General features: G+C 64.5%; 18 protein-coding genes. 7 read left to right on the forward strand and 11 right to left on the reverse strand.

What is annotated here, in order from left to right:
* Positions 1-49: 49 nt before the first annotated feature.
* Both CHB96_RS21510 and CHB96_RS21515 read right to left on the reverse strand, forming a co-directional pair.
* Positions 50-1,276 carry a YVTN family beta-propeller repeat protein gene (locus CHB96_RS21510; protein WP_141136525.1) on the reverse strand — a complete coding sequence of 409 codons (1,227 nt, stop codon included), beginning with the start codon at positions 1,274-1,276 and terminating at the stop codon, positions 50-52.
* A 686-nt stretch (positions 1,277-1,962) separates the two neighbouring features.
* Positions 1,963-3,210: an MFS transporter gene (locus CHB96_RS21515; protein WP_089250231.1), complete on the reverse strand. Its 1,248-nt coding sequence runs from the start codon at positions 3,208-3,210 to the stop codon at positions 1,963-1,965.
* A gap of 82 nt (positions 3,211-3,292) precedes the next feature.
* Between CHB96_RS21515 and CHB96_RS21520 the strand changes: the two genes are divergently transcribed.
* A complete protein-coding gene (locus tag CHB96_RS21520) occupies positions 3,293-3,955 on the forward strand; it encodes a FadR/GntR family transcriptional regulator (RefSeq protein ID WP_089250233.1) in 663 nt (220 codons plus the stop codon).
* Positions 3,956-3,970: 15 nt separating this feature from the next.
* Here the strand turns inward: CHB96_RS21520 and CHB96_RS21525 are convergent, their stop codons facing one another.
* Genes CHB96_RS21525 through CHB96_RS21535 form a run of 3 tightly spaced genes read right to left on the reverse strand, consistent with a single transcriptional unit; the run spans position 3,971 to position 7,038 of the window.
* The gene (locus CHB96_RS21525; RefSeq protein WP_089250235.1) at positions 3,971-4,825 is read right to left on the reverse strand and encodes a TIGR02569 family protein; all 855 of its coding nucleotides are present in this window, start codon (positions 4,823-4,825) and stop codon (positions 3,971-3,973) included.
* 45 nt (positions 4,826-4,870) lie between these two features.
* Entirely contained in the window at positions 4,871-6,046 is a 1,176-nt protein-coding gene (gene moeZ, locus CHB96_RS21530; RefSeq protein ID WP_089250071.1) for an adenylyltransferase/sulfurtransferase MoeZ, read from the reverse strand.
* A gap of 20 nt (positions 6,047-6,066) precedes the next feature.
* Positions 6,067-7,038 carry a DUF3152 domain-containing protein gene (locus tag CHB96_RS21535; protein ID WP_245866004.1) on the reverse strand — a complete coding sequence of 324 codons (972 nt, stop codon included), beginning with the start codon at positions 7,036-7,038 and terminating at the stop codon, positions 6,067-6,069.
* Positions 7,039-7,496: 458 nt separating this feature from the next.
* Between CHB96_RS21535 and fasR the strand changes: the two genes are divergently transcribed.
* Positions 7,497-8,150 carry an HTH-type transcriptional activator FasR gene (fasR, locus tag CHB96_RS21545; protein ID WP_089250075.1) on the forward strand — a complete coding sequence of 218 codons (654 nt, stop codon included), beginning with the start codon at positions 7,497-7,499 and terminating at the stop codon, positions 8,148-8,150.
* A 65-nt stretch (positions 8,151-8,215) separates the two neighbouring features.
* On the opposite strand, the gene CHB96_RS21550 is transcribed toward fasR, so the two are convergent.
* Together CHB96_RS21550 and CHB96_RS21555 are read right to left on the reverse strand one after the other, a co-directional pair.
* A complete protein-coding gene (locus tag CHB96_RS21550; protein WP_176444421.1) occupies positions 8,216-8,440 on the reverse strand; it encodes a DUF3107 domain-containing protein in 225 nt (74 codons plus the stop codon).
* A 119-nt stretch (positions 8,441-8,559) separates the two neighbouring features.
* Positions 8,560-9,273: a ferritin-like fold-containing protein gene (locus tag CHB96_RS21555; RefSeq protein ID WP_089250079.1), complete on the reverse strand. Its 714-nt coding sequence runs from the start codon at positions 9,271-9,273 to the stop codon at positions 8,560-8,562.
* A gap of 347 nt (positions 9,274-9,620) precedes the next feature.
* Here CHB96_RS21555 and CHB96_RS21565 point away from each other — a divergent pair, with 347 nt between their 5' ends.
* A complete protein-coding gene (locus CHB96_RS21565; RefSeq protein WP_176444422.1) occupies positions 9,621-11,252 on the forward strand; it encodes a DEAD/DEAH box helicase in 1,632 nt (543 codons plus the stop codon).
* Between the two features lie 11 nt (positions 11,253-11,263).
* Positions 11,264-12,511: an Rv3212 family protein gene (locus CHB96_RS21570; RefSeq protein ID WP_089250083.1), complete on the forward strand. Its 1,248-nt coding sequence runs from the start codon at positions 11,264-11,266 to the stop codon at positions 12,509-12,511.
* On the opposite strand, the gene CHB96_RS21575 is transcribed toward CHB96_RS21570, so the two are convergent.
* Positions 12,508-13,308: a ParA family protein gene (locus CHB96_RS21575; protein ID WP_089250085.1), complete on the reverse strand. Its 801-nt coding sequence runs from the start codon at positions 13,306-13,308 to the stop codon at positions 12,508-12,510. The genes CHB96_RS21570 and CHB96_RS21575 overlap by 4 nt on opposite strands.
* Positions 13,309-13,428: 120 nt before the next feature.
* Positions 13,429-14,904, reverse strand: a complete 1,476-nt coding sequence (locus CHB96_RS21580) for a DHA2 family efflux MFS transporter permease subunit (protein WP_089250087.1) — start codon at positions 14,902-14,904, stop codon at positions 13,429-13,431.
* Between the two features lie 292 nt (positions 14,905-15,196).
* On the opposite strand from CHB96_RS21580, the gene CHB96_RS21585 reads away from it, so the two are divergent.
* Positions 15,197-15,823 (forward strand): acid phosphatase, encoded by a 627-nt coding sequence (locus CHB96_RS21585; protein WP_176444423.1) that lies wholly within the window; start codon positions 15,197-15,199, stop codon positions 15,821-15,823.
* Here the strand turns inward: CHB96_RS21585 and CHB96_RS21590 are convergent.
* The gene (locus CHB96_RS21590; RefSeq protein ID WP_089250089.1) at positions 15,820-16,242 is read right to left on the reverse strand and encodes a hypothetical protein; all 423 of its coding nucleotides are present in this window, start codon (positions 16,240-16,242) and stop codon (positions 15,820-15,822) included. The two genes, CHB96_RS21585 and CHB96_RS21590, sit on opposite strands and share 4 nt — an antisense overlap.
* 40 nt (positions 16,243-16,282) lie before the next feature.
* On the opposite strand from CHB96_RS21590, the gene CHB96_RS21595 reads away from it, so the two are divergent.
* Positions 16,283-17,272, forward strand: a complete 990-nt coding sequence (locus tag CHB96_RS21595) for a diacylglycerol/lipid kinase family protein (RefSeq protein ID WP_089250091.1) — start codon at positions 16,283-16,285, stop codon at positions 17,270-17,272.
* 254 nt (positions 17,273-17,526) lie between these two features.
* Complete coding sequence (locus CHB96_RS21600) at positions 17,527-17,781, forward strand: WhiB family transcriptional regulator (protein ID WP_026347946.1); 255 nt, start codon at positions 17,527-17,529, stop codon at positions 17,779-17,781.
* 107 nt (positions 17,782-17,888) lie between these two features.
* On the opposite strand, the gene CHB96_RS21605 is transcribed toward CHB96_RS21600, so the two are convergent.
* Positions 17,889-19,364, reverse strand: a complete 1,476-nt coding sequence (locus CHB96_RS21605) for a sensor histidine kinase (RefSeq protein ID WP_089250093.1) — start codon at positions 19,362-19,364, stop codon at positions 17,889-17,891.
* Positions 19,365-19,379 lie beyond the last annotated feature (15 nt).

The raw sequence follows: 19,379 nt of genomic DNA on the forward strand, positions 1-19,379 counted from the left end.
CCCTTCGAATTGTTCGGTGACATTTGTACGCTCGCGGAGGTGAGCGGGCTCAGGAACCATTGGACAGATCCTGGCCGGGAGTCGGGGTCCCGAAGGCGGAGTACGGCACGAACTGAATCTCGTGCGGCATTGCCTCCGTTGGAATCTCGGCGACAAGCTGCCCTGTCTCGGTTTCCCATACCTGGACGCCCTGCACCGGTTCACCCGCGAGTAGGAACGGATAGCGCTCCGTGTCCATACCATGATTGAGCGTCCACAACTCCTTGCCGTCCGGACTGAGTCCGGTGTGCGCTGGAATTACTGTGCCCTTCGACTCCCACACGGTGGAGTAATTCTCGGTGTCCACCTTGTAGATCAAGTTGTCCGCGGTCGTTATGTACACGAACCTGTTGTCCGGACTCGGGCTGATATGGATGGGATTGCCTGGGATAGGCAGCTTCTGGACGATCTCCAGTGTTTTCGCGTCGATGACCCAGACCTCCTTGAAGGCCTGTCCTGCCAGCCAGACGTGCTTTCCGTCGGCGGTGAGATTCACCCCGTGCGCCGAGCCCGGAAGTGGAATCTGCTTTGCAATTTCGTTCGTCGTAACATCGATCACAGCAAGAGTTTTCGCACCGTCGACAGTGACGAACATGTACTGAGTGTCGATGGCCTGGCCCTCCCAGTACATGCTCGGCGAGATGTAGTCGGGGCCCTCGCCGACGTCCAATGTCTTGACCTTCGTCATTGTCGCTATGTCGATGACGTCGAGCGTTGCCGCGTATTGATTCGCGACGTACATGAATTTGTCGTCGGGAGTCAGCGCAATGTGATGAGATCCCTTGCCCGCGTCCACACGTGCAACTTCTCGCAACGTCAGCGGGTCGTACTCGATCACTGTCGACACGTCGTAGTTGAACCCTACGGCCGTGAACATTCGCTTGAAGTCCTTCGTGAACACGATGGCGTGCGAATCCCTGACATTGGGGTATTTGTCCGGCTCGGTCCGTTCGTTGAATGGCCCTTCGTTGGTTATTGCTGTGACCAACTTGTGGGAACGCGCGTCGATGATCATCAGTTTGTTGGCCTGTCCGCCACCGATGACCGCAATACCCGCCCATCCGAGAACTCCACCGGCGTTTGCGACATCGGTGAATGCCGGCGCAGTCGGCGTTTCTGCCGCGCCATCATCACCCGATGTGGAACACGCTGCGAGAGCGACCATTCCCGCAGCCCCTGCCGAGCCCGCAAGGAAGCGTCGGCGGCTGGGCAGGCCAGCTGGAGCGAACTTCTTCATTCTGTTCCTCTTTCAAGGGAATTCAGTCGGCGCACATGGAGAGACGACTGATAGTTGAGGGATTCCGAAGACGGGCGACCACTCCGATAGTCGTGAACGGCACGCCACAAGGCCCTGGTCGGACAAATGCAATGTTCAACAACATTTGTTTCGCTAGGCGGCCGAGTTGGAGTCGTTCAGGTTAACTTCCGCATACATGAAGCAGAACCGAACCGTGAGAATCGACGTACTCGAGCCACGAAACATACTTTCGCGCAGTCTTATTCAAGATCTGTGAGAGTTTCTTGACAAAACGGAAACACAGGAATGCAAGTAAAGTAACTTTGCCGACCGAACATGCCGCACATCCACGCAAGCTGCTGGCATCCATGGATTCATCCGTCGAAACAGCGCTCGAAGCGCCGGCGACATTTCGCGAATACCATGAGTGTGGCCTTGGGCCGCAGGACAACTGGCGGTGTTGTTCACCACTAGCGCCGGCCTCCGTGCCGCGAGTCACGGGCCGTCATGCCGTCCTCGAGACGCTGGCCACCCGGCAGTTCGACGACGACGCGGCGCAATCGACATTTGTTGCGACAATTGCCGCCCGGGCAACCAAGCAATCGCGAATCACCGAGGACGAAAAGCTCACGTTCACTCGGTAGGCAGCGTCGATTCGACAAATTCGACGAGACAGGTCGGCGACGTCACCAGGTGTCTTCGAGCATGCGAGGCCTGCAGCAGTAGAAACCAGCCACGAGCAGGACCGCGACACAGCCGGTGAGGGCGAGGATCGGCACACCCCATCCGCCGGACAGCGTGTGCAGCAGGCCGAACGACAGCGGCCCCATCGACGAGACGACGTACCCGAGTCCCTGAGTGAATCCGGACAGCCCCGACGATCCGGCCGGAGTACGGGTGCGCAGATTCATCAGCGTCAGCGACATCGGGAACGTCAACGTGCCGAGACCGATCAAGCAGACCCAGACGACGGTGCCCACGGTCGGTGAAAAGTGCAGCCCGGCGAATCCGACGAGGTAGAACACCGCAGCCGCGACGACGAGACCGTACGGGTTACGCAGACGCGCGCACAGCGACGGCGCCCCGAGCGAGGTGACGAGACCCATCGCACCGAACGCCGCGACGGATGCGCCCGCGGGAGCCTCGCCGATACCCGCGTCGGTCAGCAGCGTCGGCAGCCACGTCAGCATCGCGTAGGTGATGAACGACGTCATCGCGAACATGCCGACCATGCCCCACGCGAGCGACGACCGCCAGATGCGGCCGGCCGAGTGCTCGTGAACCGCAGCCGACCCCTGCTCCTCGGACACATCGTTCACATCGTGGCCGCGGCGGGCCCACACGACACCGAGCCACGGCAGCGCCGCTGCCAGACCGACGACGGCCCACACACCGATCGAGAGGCGCCACCCGTGCGCGTCGGCGACGGGAACAGCCAACAGCGGAGGAACCAGTGTGCTGACCTGCAGTGCGCAGATGTACATCGTGCTGACGATTGCGAGACGATCGGAGAAATAGCGCTTCACCAGCGGCGGAATGACGACGTTGCCGATTCCCATACCGGCAAGCGCCACGGCCGAGAGCACCAGCAACGACGCGGTACCAGGTGCGAACGCGCGTGCGGCCATGCCGACCGTGGTCAGTGTCATCGCGATCAGGGCGGCGCGCTCGAGCCCGGTGCGCTTCGCGATCACAGGCGTGAGCAGGCCGAACACGGCGAACATCGCGGGCGGCAACATTCCGACGATGCCGACGACCCCGGATCCGAAGTGAAGGTCCTCGCCGATTCGGCCGAACAGTGGACTGATACTCGTGACGGCAGCGCGCAGTGTCAGAGCGGAGACGATGACCGCAGCGAAGACCAGAATGCGCCCGCGGACGAGCACTGAGGAGTCGATGCGGTCTGAAGTCTCGGTGACGGCGCTGGTACCCACGGCAAGAATCATAGGATGACCGGATCATCGGTGGCAAAGCGTTACCATGGCATCGATCGCGAAGAACGACGGGGAGACCAACGTGCAGCAGGTTCAGCGCTCCAGCCTGATTTCCCAGGTGACCGCGCAGCTACGGGACGAGATCGTGTCCAAGCGGTGGCCGGTCGGCTCGCGCATACCGACCGAATCCGAGCTCTGCGAGATGACCGGCACCGGACGAAACACCGTCCGTGAAGCCGTCCAGGCGCTCGTCCACGCTGGAATGGTCGAACGTCGACAGGGTTCGGGCACCTTCGTACTTGCCACGTCGGACCTGGGCGGAACGCTCGGAAAATACTTCGCCGACGCCCTCGATCGAGACGTGACCGAGCTGCGTAGGGCGCTCGAAGTGACTGCAGCGATCCTCGCCGCCGAGCGCCGGGACGACGAGGACATCCGCGCACTCACCGAGGCACTCGCGAATCGGAACCAATCGATGCGCACCGGAGTCACGGCCGAATCGATCGCAGTCGACGCGCTGTTCCATCGAGCGATCGTGGCAGCGAGCCACAACACCGTCTATCTCGAGTTCTACGACTCCCTACTTCCGGTGATCCAGCAGGCGATGCTGCATCACCTCATCGCACACGATCTGAACTACGACGCCGAGCACGACGCACTGGTCGACGCGATCGTCGACGGCGACGCCGATCGCGCCGGTGAAGCAGCACGGGTGCTGTTCGACGAGCTCGTTCGCGCCGACTGACCGGGCCCTGCCGGCTCAGAGCAGCAGACGGACGAGATCGGCACTGCGCGCCAACCCCGGAAACGCCTCAGGCGTCGAACGCGCGTGCAACGCATGCACCGCGAAACGAAAAATCAGTGCACGCAGAAGCATCTGCGGCCACTCCGGCAGATCCTCCCAGCGACCGACGAGTGCGTCGTCCGCGCCGCCCCACGAGATCGCGTCGACGACCGCGACGGCTGCTGCCCACGATGCGGGCCGCCAGTACGGCGTGATGTCGGTGATGCCGGGTGCGTCACTGCCCTCGAACAGAACGGTGCCGAACAGGTCACCGTGCACCAACTGATCCGGCGATTCGACGGGTTTGCGCAGGCTGGCGAGCTGCTTGATCAGCTCGAGACTCTGCTTACCGTCGTCGGACACCACCTCGGGCGCACCCGTGCCGCGGGCAGCCCGCAGCGGAACTGCCTCCCACGCGGCCCTGTCGGCGGCCGAGAACACATCGACGTCGGCCCACGGCGCGACGGGAAGCTGAGACAGGAAACGCGGTCGATCCAGCTGAGCGGTCGCTGCGTGCAATCGCACCGACAACGACACGACCTCGTCGTGTCGCGGTTCGGGCGAGCCCTCGATGAACGTGTCTGCGCGCCAACTGCTGACGACGTAGCGCCCGTCGGTCGAGCGCACCGGACGAGCGAGTCGGACGCCGTCGACCACCAAGTTCTCTCGCACCTTCGCGGACCACGCCGCGCGCGCATGATCGGCGACGGGCGACAGCACGACGTCACCGAGTCGCCACCCGCCGTCCCAGTCTGCTCCGAGCGGGATGGGAGGCACATCGCGCAGCCCGAACGTGGAGATCACGTGTTGAGGAGGTTCCACAGAGCTCACGCTCGTCACGGTACCGCCGACCGACCGCGGCCCGACGCAGGCGCGCTAGTACTGCGGAAGGCTCGGATCCACCTGCCCGGCCCACGCGACGATCCCGCCCTGCAGATGCACGGCATCGGCGAACCCCGCATCGTGCAGCACGGCAAGAGCTTCCGCCGATCGAATACCGGTCTTGCAGTGCAGCACGATCCGACGGTTCTGCGGCAGATCGGCGAGCGCCTCCCCCGACAGGATCTTTCCCTTCGGTACGAGCGTCGCGCCTTCGATGTGGGCGATGTCCCATTCGACCGGCTCCCGCACATCGATCAGCGCGACGTCGTCGGAGTCCTTCATCAGCGCCGCCAGTTCGACGGGCGTGATCGTCGAGCCGTCCGCGGCCGCAACGGCCTCGTCCGACACGACACCGCAGAAGGCGTCGTAATCGATCAATTCGGTGATCGGCGAGCGATCCGGATCTCGCTGCACACGTAGCGTGCGGTAGTTCATCGACAGGGCGTCGTAGATCATCAGTCGCCCCAACAGCGTCTCCCCGATGCCGGTGATCAGCTTGATCGCCTCGGTCACCATGACCGATCCGACCGACGCGCACAGCACACCGAGCACACCGCCCTCGGCGCACGACGGCACCATCCCCGGCGGAGGCGCTTCCGGATAGAGATCCCGATAATTGAGGCCGACGCCGCCCGGGGCGTCCTCCCAGAACACCGATATCTGGCCTTCGAACCGGTAGATCGATCCCCACACGTACGGCTTGCGTGCGAGAACGGCTGCGTCGTTGACGAGGTAGCGCGTCGCGAAGTTGTCCGTGCCGTCGAGGATCAGGTCGTACTGTTCGAACAGTGCGACGGCGTTGCTTCGGTCGAGTCTGAATTCGTGCAGGCGTACGTCGACGCCGTCGTTGATCTCACGGATCGACTCGGCTGCGCTCTGCGCCTTCGACCGGCCCACGTCGGAGCGGCCATGGATGATCTGACGCTGAAGGTTGGACATCTCGACCGTGTCGTCCTCGACGATGCCCAGCGTCCCGACCCCTGCTGCGGCGAGGTACAGCAGCGCAGGCGATCCGAGTCCGCCCGCGCCGATGACCAGCACACGTGCGTTGCGAAGTCGTCGCTGGCCGACGGTTCCGACGTCGGGAATGATCAGGTGTCTGCTGTAACGCGCGACCTCGTCGTGCGACAACGGCGCCGACGGCTCGACCAGCGGGGGCAGCTGGGTCATGTCCTGTTTCCTGCTCGCTCTCAGCTTCGGGGATAGGGCCACGGATTGAACCGGCAGGTCTTGCCGTCCATCGGGACGACACCTTCCGGATCGAGCCGCGCGATGTCGTCGTTCGCGGTTCCGAACGTCTGCTGCATCATCACCGGCGCCAGTCCACCCTCGGTCTCACATGGCTGATGTTGCTGATAACCGATCGCGTGCCCTACTTCGTGGTTGATCTGATACTGACGATACGAGCCGATGTCACCCTGGTAGGCGATCGCACCCCGTACCCACCGTGGTTCGTTCAGCACGACGCGGCCGATACCGGGGTTGTAGCAGGACACTTCGAGTTGGATGTCGTAGCCGCACGCCTGACGAATGGTCATCTGCGACGTCAACGAAATCCGGAAATCGGGGTCACCCGAATCGATCCGCCGGAATGCGAATCGCGGATCGTTTGTCCAGCTCTTCGGGTTCGCGAGCGTCTGGTCGACGAGACGGCCGAATGATTCGTCGCCGCCGAACCCGACGGTGTCGACGCCGTCCTCGACCTCGACGGTGTAGGTGAACACCCGCTCGGTGCCCTGCCCGACCTGGGCTGTCGTACCCGGCACGCCGTGCCACGTACCCGCGCCCTGAACCGCGAACGGGCCGCCGTCGGGCAACTCGCCCGACGGAATGGACTCGGCGAAGTTCCCGTCGGCGGCGGGCGGCACACCGATGACGTCGGTCGAATTGGTGGAGTCGGTGCTCAACGCACCGAACCCCGGATCGGCGGGCTGGGTCGGACTTCCGGCGGTAGTCGTCGCGGGGTCGCCGGTGCGAACGGCGTCGAACACGACCAAAGCCGTCACGACCAGAAGAATCGGGATCGCATACGCGCGCCAGCCGTAGACCGACGCGAACTTTCCAAGCTTGCTCTGCTTCTTGGCCTGACGTTCCGGGCGCGGAGACCTCGAGCGCGGCCTGCGCGGCTCGGTGCGGGTCGTCGGATCCCACTGCGCGCGCAGCGGTTGATGAGAGCCTCGTGCACCGACCTCGGGCGGGAAGTCGCCCGAGTCGTGGTCGTCGTAGCCTCGGCGCGCGCGGTTGCCGACAGTCGAATACTGCCGCTCTCGTTCCGCGTCGCGGGAGTCGTCAGCGCGGGGTCGATTCCTTGCGCTGCGCCGCGGCCCACCTCGGTCAGTCACCACGCCAGAATCTCACAGTCGACGACATCCTCCGTCCGCCGCGCCGAAATCAGTGACTCCGAACAAACCCACAGACGGAATCGGACCGCAGTATCGAACCGACTGCGCTGTCCGAAATTCGCACGCAACCGAGCCCTCACGGACCGTCGTCTCGGCCACATCGCTCGCGGGAGGTATCGTTGCGACGATCTGCACTACCCGAAATCGAGACCACACAGATCTCGAGCGAGGGTCCCCCACAACGGGTGCAGAGACGAATGCGGATGGGATCGAGCACTATGACTGAACTCGCGGATCGGGCGTCCTCGGACCGTCCGGCCCCCACGGCCGGCCGTCGCAGCGCGCGACTGCCCCGCGATGCGCGACGCGCACAACTATTGGCGGCAGCGAGCGAAGTGTTCGTCACGCGCGGGTATCACGCGTCGGGAATGGACGAGATCGCCGAATGCGCGGGCGTGAGCAAGCCTGTCCTCTACCAACACTTTCCCGGCAAACTCGAGCTCTACCTCGCCGTCCTCCAGAGCTACGTCGACTCGCTGATCTCCGGGGTCCGTCAGGCGTTGCGCTCCACGACGGACAACCGCAAGCGCGTCCGAGCAGCCGTGCTCGCCTACTACGACTTCGTCGACACGGACTCGCAAGGCTTTCGACTCGTCTTCGAGTCGGACCTCATGGGCGAACCTCAGGTCAGCGCACGCGTCGAGCAGGCAACCGAGGCGTGCGTCGACGCGGTGTTCGACCTCGTCGCCCACGATTCCGGTCTCGATCCGTACCGCGCCCGCGTACTCGCGGTGGGCCTCGTCGGCGCAAGCCAGTTCACGGCTCGCTACTGGCTCGAAGCGGACCGACCCATCTCGAAGGAAGACGCAGTCGACACCACGGTGTCGCTGGCGTGGGGCGGTCTGTCGCACGTTCCGCTGCAGTCCCCGTAAATCCGAGACATACGACGAGGCCCCGTATCGACAGTCGATACGGGGCCTCGTTGCATGTACGGCTCCTAGGTTGCGAACCCGACCTTGCGCGCATCGGCGGGGCCGATCTCGACGTAGGCGACCTTCGAGGTGTGGATCAGGAACTTGCGGCCCTTCTCGTCGACGAGCGAGAGCACGTCGTCCTTGCCCTCGAGCGCCTTCGCGACGAGCGCTTCGACCTCGTCGGGAGACTGAGCACTGTTCACCACGAGCTCGCGAGAGCTTTCCGACACACCGATCTTGACCTCCACGGCCAACCTCCGAACTCCTAGAGAAACTTCAGCTGCTTCGCCCAGGCTAGTGCAGCAGGACCTCACCACGCGCGTGGCGGGCACGTGCTGTCAGCGAACACCCACGCCGACTGCGATCCTCAGACGAGGCCGAGAACTTTCATCCGCTCGGCATGTTGTTCCTGCATACGATCGAACAACGCAGCGACGCCGTTCAGATCTCCCGACGCCGTGATGACCAGATCGGTCAACTCCTCGCGCTGCGCGAGGACGTACTGCGCCTGTGTGATCGCCTCGCCCAGCAGACGCCGTCCCCACAGCATCAGGCGCGCCTTGTCCTGCGAACTCGCCTTCACTCGCGTCGCCACCTCGTGCACGACGAACTCGGAGTGGCCCGTTTCGGCCAGAACCTCTCGGACCGTCGCGGCCACCGCCGGATCGAGAGTGTGAGCGATCTCCCGATAGAAGTCGGCGGCCAGGCCGTCGCCGACGTGCGCCTTGACCAACGTCTCCAGCCACGTCGACGGGTTGGTCGACGCGTGGTACTCGTCCAGGGCGCGCACGTAGGGGTCCATTGCCGTGTACACGTCGATTCCTCGGCCCGACAGTGCCTGCACCAGAGTCTCGAAGTGATTCATCTCGGCCGCTGCCATACTCGCCAGCGCGACACGTCCCTGCAGCGTAGGCGCCATCCTGGCGTCCTCGGCGAGCCGGTAGAACGCGGAGATCTCGCCGTAAGCGAGCACCGCGAACAGCTCGGACACGCCCGGGTGGTCGTAGGCGATCCGGGGATCGTCGGCGACGCCGGTGATCGACGGGTCGGAGGTCACAGCATCTGACGAATGGGCTCCCATGAGGGCAATCCTATGTCTCGACCGCCGCGGTCACACCGATCGTGCACACATGCGAAAACTCACACCTCGAGTGGCCGCGTGGACACCATGAATGTGCGTCGATACCGGTCCGAAGCGCTCGGCAAGCTACCATGGTCCACGGATCAGCGCGCGGACCTTTTTCACACGGACCGATTTCACCGCGCAGGTCCGATGACAATGTGTGCGCACCTGTCCCGGGTCGCTACGACTGCTTCGCCGATCGTGTGTCTTCTACCGACACGGCTGAGGCTCGATGCGACATCACATCGGGACGAGGGCATCGACTTCGGCCGGCAATAGGCCTGTGCCCTTCTTCGTGCGTACGTGTGACCACGAGGAAGGCCAGACCCCTGAGCAAGATCATCATCGACCAAGAATCCGAGACCGGCGACACCACGTTGTCCGCGCAACTGGACGACACGCACGTCCCGCCCACGTTCGCCGAACTGGGAGTTCGCGACGACATCGTGCGTTCGCTGGCCGACATCGGAATCGAACGCACCTTCGCGATCCAGGAACTCACGCTGCCCCTCGCGCTGGCGGGCGACGACCTCATCGGTCAGGCACGCACCGGCATGGGCAAGACGTTCGGTTTCGGCGTCCCGCTTCTGCACCGCGTCGCGACCACCGACTCCGGCACCACGCCGCTCGACGGCACACCCCGTGCACTGGTCATCGTGCCGACGCGCGAGCTGTGCATCCAGGTCAGCTCCGATCTCGCCAACGCGTCGAAGTACCTGAAGTCGACCAACGGCCCGGTGAAGATCCTGTCGATCTACGGCGGACGTCCCTACGAGACGCAGATCAGCGCACTCCAGCAGGGCGTCGACGTCGTCGTCGGCACCCCCGGTCGTCTGCTCGACCTCGCCAAGCAGGGCCATCTCATCCTCGGAAAGATCGGCGTCCTCGTCCTCGACGAGGCCGACGAGATGCTCGACCTGGGCTTCCTGCCCGACATCGAGCGCATTCTCGGCATGGTGCCGGACGGCCCGTCCGCGCAGTCGTCGCATGCCGGACGCCAGACGATGCTGTTCTCGGCAACGATGCCCGGGCCGATCATCACGCTCGCCCGTACGTTCCTCACCCAGCCGACGCACATCCGGGCAGAGGAAGCCGAATCCTCTGCGGTGCACGACCGCACCACGCAGCACATCTACCGCGCCCACGCACTCGACAAGGTCGAGATGGTGTCGAAGGTCCTGCAGGCCGACGGTCGCGGCGCGACGATGATCTTCGTCCGGACCAAGCGCACCGCGCAGAAGGTCGCCGACGAGCTACTCGAGCGCGGCTTCGCGGTCGGCGCCGTGCACGGTGACCTGAACCAGATTCAGCGCGAGAAAGCGCTGAAGAAGTTCCGGAACGGCAGCATCGATGTTCTCGTCGCCACCGACGTCGCGGCACGAGGCATCGACATCGACGACGTCACCCATGTCATCAACTATCAGTGCCCCGAGGACGAGAAGACCTACGTCCACCGCATCGGCCGTACCGGCCGCGCAGGTCGTACGGGTATTGCCGTGACCCTCGTCGACTGGGACGACATTCCTCGCTGGCAGAGCATCGACAAGGCCCTCGATCTTCAGATCCCCGACCCGGTGGAGACGTACTCGAGTTCACCGCACCTGTTCACCGACCTGGGTATCCCCACCGACGTGTCGGGCTCGATCAAGAAGGCTCCCGCCGAGACGCCCACGGAGTCGGACGCACCGACGTCGGACAGCGACGAGGCTTCCGCACCGACCAAGCCGCGACGCACCCGCTCGCGGACGCGCACGAGGGCCGGCAAGCCCACAAGTCCTCGTACGGAGTCGGGTGGCGAGTCGGCGCCCGCCGGTGACGCGGATGCTGCCTCCGGCGCCACCGACGCGACCGGCTCCGAGGACGCCGCACCGCGTAGGCGTCGGCGTCGTCGCCGCTCGCCTGCCTCGGCCACGTCCGCTCCCACCGCGTCGGAGTAGTCTTTCCGACTGTGCTGGCACCGGAACGTCGACGGCGATCGGATCTCGTCGCGGCAGCGGTGATTCTCGTCGTGGCAGTGGTCGCTCTCGGAGTCGTATGGCTCCGGAGCGACGCGCACGGCACCACGTATTCGCCGGCCGCATCACCGCTTCCGCAGGCAGACACCGCCACGTCGGTGCCCACGTCTCTGAACGAAGTCTGGCGAGCATCGAGTCCGGTCACGCGCTCCCCCGCTGTCACCGGCTCGGCGGTCGTCACCGGCGACGGCGGCACAGTGCGCGGCCTCGACCCGGCAACGGGGTCGGTCGCGTGGTCCTATTCACGGGATCGGGATCTGTGCAGCGTGACCGACGCATGGAACACCGCGGTCGCGGTCTTCTCCGACGACCGCGGGTGCTCGCAGGTCACCGAACTCGACGGCGCCACCGGAAACAGGAAGGCGCAGCGCACATCCGACGCCGACGACGCCGTCCACACCAGCGACGACGGAACCTACCTGACGGCACGCGGTGACACACGCATGGAAGTGTGGCGATCAGATCTCGTGCGCACCCTCGAATACGGGCGCGTGGACGCTCCGGTCAACCCGAACAGCCAACCGCGCACCGGGTGCACGCTCCTGTCGTCGGCGTCCAACAGCTCTCGCGTCGCCGTTCTCGAACGGTGCCCTGGCGAGTCCGCTGCACGGCTGACGATGCTCGCCCCTGCGCCGAAGGACGCTCAGCAGCCCGAGGTGTACGGATCGTCCGTCGTGGCCGCTCTCGAAGGACCGAGCGGCGCTTTCGATGGCGCGACCGTTCTCGTCGCGTCGGGAGACCGTGTGGCACTTGCCATTCCGACCACTGCGGGCATTCCGGCGCGGGTCGGGATCTACGACGGCAACGCCCAACCACTGTCGGAGTTCGAGCTACCCGACGCAGTCGCGGGTACGGGTCCGTTTCCCGATACCGAACCCGTCAAGGCAGCCTCGGTCTTCGCATGGTGGACGGGCACGGCAACCGTGGCCCTGAACCTGGGCGATCTGTCTCCGGCGTGGTCGTTACCGTCGGCCCTCGGTCCAGGTGCGGTCATGGCCGGCCGACTTCTCGTGCCGGTGCCCGACGGCATCGCCGTGATCGACCCCGCGACAGGCTCCATCGACGACACCGTCGCGGTGGATCGCGCCGGGTACACCGGTCCGATCGGGACAGCCGTAGTCGGTGACGTCGTTCTCGAACAGCGTCAGGACACGGTCGTCGCGCTGGCAGCCGGTTCCTAGTCGCCCGCCGACGGCGAGTACGTCTCCAACTCGGAGCCGTTGTTCCAGTAGGACAGCAGGTTCGTCGCCAGTTCGCGATACGCTTGCGCGCCCTTGCTCTTTCGTCCCGACAACACCGATGCACCCGACGCCGTGGCCTCGGCGAACCGCACGGTCCTCGGGATGGGAGGCGCCAGCACCGGCAGCTGGTACCGATCGGACACGTCCCCGAGTACGTCACGGCTGTGCGTGGTCCTCGCGTCGAACAACGTCGGCAGAGCGCCCAGCAGGGCGAGGTCCGGATTGGTGATCTGCTGGACGTCGGAGACCGTACGCAGCAGTTGTCCGACCCCGCGGTGCGCCAACGTCTCGCACTGCAACGGGACGAGAACCGAATGAGCCGCGGTCAAGCCATTGAGCGTCAGAACGCCGAGCGACGGCGGGCAATCGATGACGACGACGTCGAAATCGTCGAGCACCGACGCCAACGCCCGCTTGAGCGCGTACTCCCGACCTGGACGCATCAGCAGCAATGCCTCGGCACCCGCGAGATCGATGGTCGCCGGCAACAGGACGATCCCCTCGCTCGTCTCGACGACGACGTCCGACACCGTCATGTCTCCGGTCAGGACGTCGTGCACCGACTTGTCGAGCTTGTCCGGGTTGTGCCCCAACGAGAACGTGAGACAGCCTTGGGGATCGAGGTCGACCACGAGAACTCGTTGGTCCAGCGCATGCAGTGCCGCCGCAAGAGATGCCACTGTCGTGGTCTTCGCGACGCCACCCTTCTGATTCGCAACCGCCAATACAGTCGTCACAGCGTTAGATCCTCTCCCACATCGGCGCCGGGGGCCAGACGAAGACGACGATGGGCGCGTCGGATCCCCACGAACAGGGATGTCCGACGCGCCCACTCGCGCGTGCGTACTACGCCGGTATCAGTGCAGCAGAACCGGTTTCGTGCCGTCGGCGCCGTCGACCGGGGTGACCTTCTTGCGCGGCAGGAAGAACGCGGGCACGAACGTCAACACGATCAGCACGAGTGCAACCATGAACGTCGTTCCGAATGCGCCGGCGGAGATGTCCAGCGCATCGGTGGGTGACGTCGCGTTCACGACGTTCTTCAGTTGGTTCGTCAGCACGACCGACATGACGGCCGTGCCGATGGAACCTGCCGTCTGCTGCACGATGTTCATCAACGTCGAGCCTCGTGCCACGTTGTGATCGGTCAGCGTCTGCAACGCGGCCGTCATGATCGGCATCATCGTCGATCCGAGACCCATGCCCATGACGAACAGCGCACCGAGCAGGATCCAGTACGACGTCCCTGCACCGACCTGTGTGAACACGGCCATGCCTGCGGTGATGAACACCATGCCGGTCAGAACGATCTTTCCCGGTCCGATGCGGTCGGCCAGTGTGCCTGCGATCGGCATGGTCAACATCGCGCCGATACCCTGCGGGGCGAGCAGCAAACCGGCCGCGAGCGTCGTCTCGCCACGGATCTGCAGAAAGTAACTCGGGAACAGCAGGCCCGCACCCATGAACGCGACCATGAAGAGCGTCGTGGTGATGACGGCGACCGTCAGAGCCCTGTTCGCGAACAAGCGGAGGTCGATCAGCGGGTGCTCGGTGCGCAGGGCGTGGAACACGAACAGCACGATCAGAACGGCTCCGACGATCGCGGGCACGAGCACACGCGTCGCGAACACGGTTTCGGTTTCGGGAATCGACGACACACCGAACAGGAACAACGCGAGACCCGGCGACAACATCAGCATGCCCAGGAAGTCGAACGATTCCGACGGCGTCGGATCGTCCTTGGGGAAGATCACGACAGCGGCGATGAGCGCGACGAAGCCGATCGGAACGTTGATCAGGAAGATCCAGTGCCAGCTCGCAGCTTCGAGAAGCCAGCCACCGAGGATCGGTCCGCTGATCGGCCCGAGCAGCATGGGTACGCCGAGCACGGCCATGACGCGACCGATGCGTTCGGGTCCCGCGGCGCGAGTCATGATCGTCATGCCCAGCGGCATCAGCATGCCGCCACCGAGGCCCTGAAGTACCCGGAACGCGATCAGCGTCGTGATGTCCCACGCGAAGCTGCACAGCACCGATCCGAGAACGAACAGAACGAGCGCCGTGATGTACAGGCGTTTGGTACCGAACCTGTCCGCTGCCCATCCGGTCAGCGGAATGACCGTTGCGAGAGCGAGGGTGTATCCCGTCATGGTCCACGCGACGGTGGCGTAGGTCGCGTCGAAGACGTCCATGAACGTCGGCAGCGCCACACTGACGACGGTGACGTCGAGGATGGACATGATGGCGCCGAGCACCACGACGCCCGCGACCTTCAGAACGGCCGAATCGAGCTTGTCGCCTGCGGCCGGCGGCGATGATCCTGGCTGCGTCATGGGCATCCGTCCTTCGTTCTGGCAAGTGGAAGAGTTATCTGACCGATGGAGAAAGAGCTGTCGACGTAGCGAAGGGCATTCGAGACGGCTACCGACGCCAAGCGGGGCACGCGATGTGCGCCGAGCGTTCCGGTCGACGCGAAACAGTATTCCCTGATGTCGCCGGTCACTCAATTCGATTTCCGAACAGATCTGCGCACGGGACTGTGAGACCCGACACCACAGTCGGTTTCGTCCGTTTCGGTGGTCCCTGCCGCGTCTGCCGCGCGCCACGCACGGCAGTATTGACCCCATGACCACATCAGCCAACGGTGACATCGGACGCGTCGTGCTACTGCGACACGGTGAGACCGAGTGGGCGACGACGGGTCGTCACACCGGAACCACCGATGTTCCCCTCACCGCGGTCGGTGAGGAACAGGCGGTTGCGGCAGGAACGCTGGTGCAGGAACTCGATCTGCGCGCTCCGCTTGTGTTGTGCAGTCCACGCGCGCGGGCGCAGCACACCGCGCGCCTGGCCGGTCTCGAGATCGATCGGTCGTGGGACGCGTTGGCCGAGTGGGACTACGGCGACTACGAAGGTCTGACCACGAAGGAGATTCGGAAGAGCGTTCCGCACTGGACGGTCTGGACGCACCCGTGCCCGAACGGCGAAACGATCGACGAGATCGGCACCCGCGCCGATCTGGTCCTGTCCGTCGCCTTGTCCGCGCTCGAGGAACGCGACGTGGTTCTCGTCGGCCACGGACACTTCTCGCGTGCGCTGCTGACCCGGTGGATCGAGCTACCCGTCTCGGAGGGCAAACGATTCGCGTTGTCCCCGGCGGCATATTCGGTCCTCGGATTCGAGCACGCGTACCGGCAGATCTCCGTGCACAACATCCATCCGTCCGTCAGGACAGGCAGGAAGCAGAGCTAGCGCTCTTCCTCGTCGGGGCCGTACTCGGCGGCCATCCAGCGGGACGACGGTGGACTGAACAGCAGCACCAGAATCGCGAGCACCCCGGCACCGAGAACAGCCCCGTACAGAGGCTGGTGCGAATCGGTGAGCAACGCCCAGACGACGGGAAGCAACAGCAGCTGCACGACGAGTGCGATGGCACGTCCCCATCGCCTGCCCGCGATCAACGCTATGCCCGCGGCGAGTACCGCCACTCCGATCACCGCGAACCACCCGGCAGTTCCGTAGCCGTTCGCGGTGGTGCGATCCGAACCCTCGAGCGCACGCACCAGGAGAACGACCGCTGCGACGAGTGCGACGACCCCCTCGACGGCGACGAGCACCCCGGCCGATCGGAACGTCGCGGGAGGCACCTGAGGCAGTGAGGGCGTCGACACCCGGCCAGCCTAGAACACGCCCACGTTAGGCTCAGTCCCCGTGCGCGCGCTCTTGATCGTCAACCCCAATGCGACCTCGACCACCCCCGCCGCCCGCGACCTACTTGCACACGCTCTGTCGAGCCGTGTTCGGGTCACCGTGGCGCATACGACGCATCGCGATCATGCTGCCGAGCTGGCCCGCCAGGCCCGCGAGGACGGAATGGGTCTGGTGATCGTGCACGGCGGCGACGGCACCGTGAACGAAGTCGTCAACGGCATGCTCGGTGTCCCGTTACCCACATCGATGAAGTCCGTGACCATCGGGGCGATCCCACCACTCGCAGTCGTTCCTGGCGGCAGTGCGAACGTGTTCGCGAGGTCACTCGGCATCGCATCCGATCCAGTGGCCGCGACGAATCAGTTGATCGATCTCCTCGCGTCGCGATCGAGACGGACCATCGGACTCGGCCACTGCGACAATCGGTGGTTCACCTTCAATGCCGGCCTGGGGCTCGATGCCGACGTCTGCCGCGCCATCGACGCGAGCAGGAAGGACGGCAGACCGGTCTCCGCGAGCAGATACGTGCGGTCGTCTGTACGCGAGTTCTTCCGCAAGAAACGTCACGAGCCGACGCTGACCGTCGACATTCCGGATCACGATTCGGTAACGGGAGTTCATTACGCTTTCGTGTCCAATTCGAGTCCGTGGACTTACCTGAACGAGCGGCCGGTTCACACCAACCCCGGTACGTCGTTCGAGACCGGACTCGGCCTGTTCGCCATGCGTACGACGAAGGTTCTTCCGAGCTTGAACGTCTCGCGGCAACTCCTGTCGGCGACCGCGGAACCCAAGTCCCGCAAACTCTTCCGGCACGACGACGTCCCCCGAATCCGCATCACGTCGTCGGAACCGATCGGATTGCAGATGGACGGGGACTACTTGGGAGAGCGCACGGAGGCGGAATTCTTCTCGACCCCGGCGGTGTTGGAAGTACTGGCTCCGACAGCTGGCGCGGACCTGCCCGATCGGGCAGTTACGTCCCCGTAGGACAGGACGCAAGACCAGCTGTCAGGCCTGTTTTGCTGGGGAAATCTCAGCAGAAACAACCCTGGAAGGGTACAAAGGAGCGCAGGAGGCTTAAGCGAGCCTAACAGCGTGAGCTTGACCACGGACCGGCGGCTATCTATTGACTTCCCCTAAGTTCGTGAAAGCATTCACAAGCAACAGTGCGGAAACATTCGATACGCACTCGTGAACTACAGAGAAACTATGGCGCTACGGCGCCCGGTAAGGAGCAGAGGATGGACTGGCGCCACAAAGCCATTTGTCGCGACGAAGACCCGGAGCTGTTTTTCCCCGTAGGAAACAGTGGCCCGGCGCTCGCGCAGATCGCTGATGCCAAGGTCGTCTGCACGCGTTGCCCAGTCACCGCAGAGTGCCTTTCCTGGGCACTCGAGTCCGGCCAGGACGCAGGCGTGTGGGGTGGAATGAGCGAAGACGAACGTCGCGCACTCAAGCGACGCAATGCACGTACGCGTGCACGCAGTTCCGTCTAGGTAACGGATCGGATACTCGTATCGCACGAGCATGTCGTGAAAGAACCCGGCACCCGAGGGTGCCGGGTTCTTTCACGTTTCCGGCATCACCGCGACGTGGTGGGCAGTCAGTGCCGCGCCCGGCGACCGAGTGGAACCCGAAGGGATGCATCGGTTCCGCCGCCCTGTGCGGGATGCAGTCCGAGCGAACCACTCAGTTCGACCGACACCAACGTGCGCACGATCTGCAGCCCCAGTCCTTCCGATCGTTCGAGCGAGAAACCCGTCGGCAGCCCTTGTCCGTCGTCGTGGATCACGACGTCGAGCCAGCGGGCCGAACGGTCGGCCTTGATCAGCACGGTTCCGGCCGAGCCTGCCTCGAACCCGTGTTCCATCGCGTTCTGGACCAATTCGGTCAGCACCATGACCAGCGGTGTCGCACGCTCCGCGGAGAACACTCCGAGCTTGCCCTCCCGCTTGACTCGAACACGGGAGTCGACCGTGGCGACATCGAGCATGATCGGAACGAGACGATCCACGATCTCGTCGAGATCGACCTCTTCGTCGACCGACATCGACAACATCTCGTGCACGACGGCGATCGACGTCACGCGTCGCACGGACTCCGACAGCGCGGAACGCGCTTCCTCGTTCTCCATCCGCCGCGACTGCAATCGCAACAGTGCAGCGACGGTCTGCAAATTGTTCTTGACGCGATGGTGAATCTCGCGGATCGTCGCGTCCTTGCTGAGCAGCGCTCGGTCCCGACGCTTCACCTCGGTGACGTCGCGGACGAGCACGATGGCTCCGACCGAGCGGTCGCGGGGGCGTAACGACAGCGTCCTGATGAGCACCGTCGCGCCGCGGGCGTCGACTTCCATCCGGTGCCCGACACTCGACGAGAGCGTCGCTCGGATATGGTCCGCAGCCTCCTGCGAGTCGAACGGGTCGGTGATCAGCGATCGCGTCACCGACGCAAGATCCCGCCCAGACAGTTCGGTTGCCAAACCCATCCGGTGATACGCGGAAAGGGCATTCGGACTCGCGTAGACGACCCTGCCTTCGGTGTCGAGACGGATGAACCCGTCGCCTGCACGCGGCGACGAATTGACGTCCGTCCGTTCCACAGGCGTCGGGAACGTGCCGTCGCTGATCATGCGGCACAGATCGTCGGCGCTGGTGCGATAGGCGATCTCGAGCGAGCTTGGCCTGCGCTGCTGCGCGGGGCTCGTGTCTCTCGTCAGTACGGCGATGACGTGCTCTCCGCACCGGACCGGCACGCTCTCCGATCCGCGAACCTCGCCACGCACGATCTCGCGGGTGATCAGCGAATCGATGACCGTCGGGTGCTGGGATTCGGACACCACGGCTCCGACCATGTCCTCCGTGAACGCGGTCGGCGCAGTGGTCGGCCTGCACTGCGCCACGCACAGCACCTTCGCATCGGGGCTACCGGCGACGTCGTCGGTACCGACCCACAACAGCAGGTCAGCGAAGGACAGATCGGCGAGCAGTTGCCATTCGCCTACGACCCGTTGCAGATGGTCGACGGCCTCACCCGGCAGATCGGTGTGCTCGGCCAGGAGGTCGCTCAGCGTGGACATCTCAGCGGTGGTTCG

Source organism: Rhodococcoides kyotonense, from assembly GCF_900188125.1.
Taxonomy (GTDB): domain Bacteria; phylum Actinomycetota; class Actinomycetes; order Mycobacteriales; family Mycobacteriaceae; genus Rhodococcoides; species Rhodococcoides kyotonense.

Excerpts from the sequence above, each read along its gene's own strand:
- CHB96_RS21510 (WP_141136525.1), bottom strand. The coding sequence starts at position 1,276 with ATGAAGAAGTTCGCTCCAGCTGGCCTGCCCAGCCGCCGACGCTTCCTT.
- moeZ (WP_089250071.1), bottom strand. The coding sequence starts at position 6,046 with ATGACCCAGCTGCCCCCGCTGGTCGAGCCGTCGGCGCCGTTGTCGCAC.
- fasR (WP_089250075.1), top strand. The coding sequence starts at position 7,497 with ATGACTGAACTCGCGGATCGGGCGTCCTCGGACCGTCCGGCCCCCACG.
- CHB96_RS21555 (WP_089250079.1), bottom strand. The coding sequence starts at position 9,273 with ATGGGAGCCCATTCGTCAGATGCTGTGACCTCCGACCCGTCGATCACC.
- CHB96_RS21580 (WP_089250087.1), bottom strand. The coding sequence starts at position 14,904 with ATGACGCAGCCAGGATCATCGCCGCCGGCCGCAGGCGACAAGCTCGAT.
- CHB96_RS21585 (WP_176444423.1), top strand. The coding sequence starts at position 15,197 with ATGACCACATCAGCCAACGGTGACATCGGACGCGTCGTGCTACTGCGA.
- CHB96_RS21600 (WP_026347946.1), top strand. The coding sequence starts at position 17,527 with ATGGACTGGCGCCACAAAGCCATTTGTCGCGACGAAGACCCGGAGCTG.
- CHB96_RS21605 (WP_089250093.1), bottom strand. The coding sequence starts at position 19,364 with ATGTCCACGCTGAGCGACCTCCTGGCCGAGCACACCGATCTGCCGGGT.